Here is a 1863-nt window from a genome sequence, read left to right on the forward strand (position 1 = left end):
TTTTGAAGGCGTTGATGAAGTTTCTGGATTTTTAATATTTGTTTTTCTATATTCTTTGCAGAATCAGTAGCGCTCCTTTTCTTTTTATTTTCGTATTTTCTACTCAAACATCTCTGCTCATGCTTGAGGCGTTTATTTAATCGTCTGATTTTTTGTGATTTATTGATGTTTTTGTAAACATCTCCATTGCTGATGATCGCAAAATCTTTGATTCCTAAGTCAATCCCGATCCCGTAAGGCAAAACTCCCATGCTTTGTTCAAAATCTTCATCGACTAAGATGCTGACATAATATCGTCCGGCTTGGATTGAGATTGTTCCACTCATTACTTTTGAATCTGTTGGAATATAACCCTTTTCCTTGAGTTGCACGAATCCCAATGTCGGTATTTTTAACCGATGTCGTTCAATTGTCCAGTCGCCTTTGCTGTTCTTTGGAAAGTAAGCTTTAACATTACTTCTTCCTTTTTTCTTGAATTTTGGGAAGCCTGTTTGCTTTTTAAAAAATCGCCTAAAAGCTGTGTCGACATTCATGATTGATTGTTTGACCGCTTTGCTGCTGACTGATTTGATCCACGAATAATCAGGATTATTGGGAATAAAATCGTTATTGAGCCATTTTGAAAAATCATATCCTGACACAAAGCGTTGTTCTTTTTCATAGACTTCTTTGTTGTGAGCAAGATAGAAGTTGTAAATGAAACGGCACGTTCCGATTGTTTGGCGGATTTTTAATTTTTGTCCTTCCGTTGGGTTGATTTCTGTTTTATAGGTTCGCATAATCCTTCGTCCTCCTTGATTTTGGATTCGTATTTACGAAGGCCATCTATTCGACAGCTTGCATTGGCGTACTGTCTCAGGAACTCAACTTGATTTTTTAAATCATCTTTTTGTTCAACATTTGATACTCTTGTGTAGATTACTGTTTTGCCTTTTCTTTGTTGGTCTAATCCTAATATACTCCTCCTTTAATAGATAAGCACATTATGCCACATTTGAATACACTTGAATATATTTTATTGCAGTTTAGGATCTCCTTTAAATATTAAATTAACTCAACTTTCCCAGCTTGAAAATTCAGCTGAGACTTTACAACAACACCATCTGCAGCTTCTGAAAAACAGAAGTTGACAGAAAAATGCACCCAATGTCTGATATAATGAAAATACAAAGTAACAAAAATCAGACAGGAAAGGTGCATACCACTATGATAAACCAAAACAACCCATCTGAACAGACAAATATTGCATTTTTAAAAGCTTTTAAAGCATTGAAACTGGCGGGATTACTCAGAGAGTCCGGGATCCGCAAAGCACAGGGGATAAAAGTTGCTCAAGTTTTCGAATTGCTGTTACTCCTTGCGTTTCAGGGAAAAAATCTGTATCGCTACCTGAATTCAAAATATCAGGAAACAGGGGCATCCAAAAATACTTACTATCGTTTTTTGAATACCTCAACTTACAACTGGCGGCGGTTTCTGACATCGCTGTCTGCTAAAGTCATTTCGTCATTCAGTCGATTGACTCGTCCGGATCGGATTAAGGTTTTTGTTCTTGATGATTCGGTTATCAGCAGGAACCGGAGCAAGCATGTTGAATTGCTGGCCAATCTCTATGACCACGCCGACCATCGCTTCATCAAAGGCTTTACCATGTTGGCGCTTGGCTGGACCGATGGTTACAGTTTTGTTCCAACCGATTTTGCGATGATGTCATCCGCCAGCAAAAAAAATCGGAGACAGGAAGTTTCAGAAGCAATTGACAAACGCACCAGTGGTTACAAACGTCGAAGCGAAGCCATCAAAAAGAAAACCGATGTTGCCGTTCAAATGATCGGAAATGCGCTAAATCAAGGTATTCAGGCA

General features: G+C 38.2%; 2 protein-coding genes and 1 pseudogene. 1 reads left to right on the forward strand and 2 read right to left on the reverse strand.

The annotated features are described in order from the left end of the window. Together GH808_RS15015 and GH808_RS15815 are read right to left on the reverse strand one after the other, a co-directional pair. Window positions 1–782 (reverse strand): RNA-guided endonuclease InsQ/TnpB family protein (locus GH808_RS15015; protein ID WP_311135793.1); only part of this gene is annotated, 782 nt, incomplete at its 3' end. Window positions 783–838: 56 nt separating this feature from the next. Further along, a pseudogene (locus GH808_RS15815) lies at window positions 839–934 on the reverse strand (recombinase family protein); the annotation flags it as partial. A 272-nt stretch (window positions 935–1206) separates the two neighbouring features. Between GH808_RS15815 and GH808_RS15025 the strand changes: the two are divergent. Continuing rightward, window positions 1207–1863: IS4 family transposase (locus tag GH808_RS15025; protein WP_186843595.1), on the forward strand; the 657-nt coding region annotated here is incomplete at its 3' end.

This window comes from Acetobacterium fimetarium, from assembly GCF_014284475.1.
GTDB classification, from domain to species: Bacteria; Bacillota; Clostridia; order Eubacteriales; family Eubacteriaceae; genus Acetobacterium; species Acetobacterium fimetarium.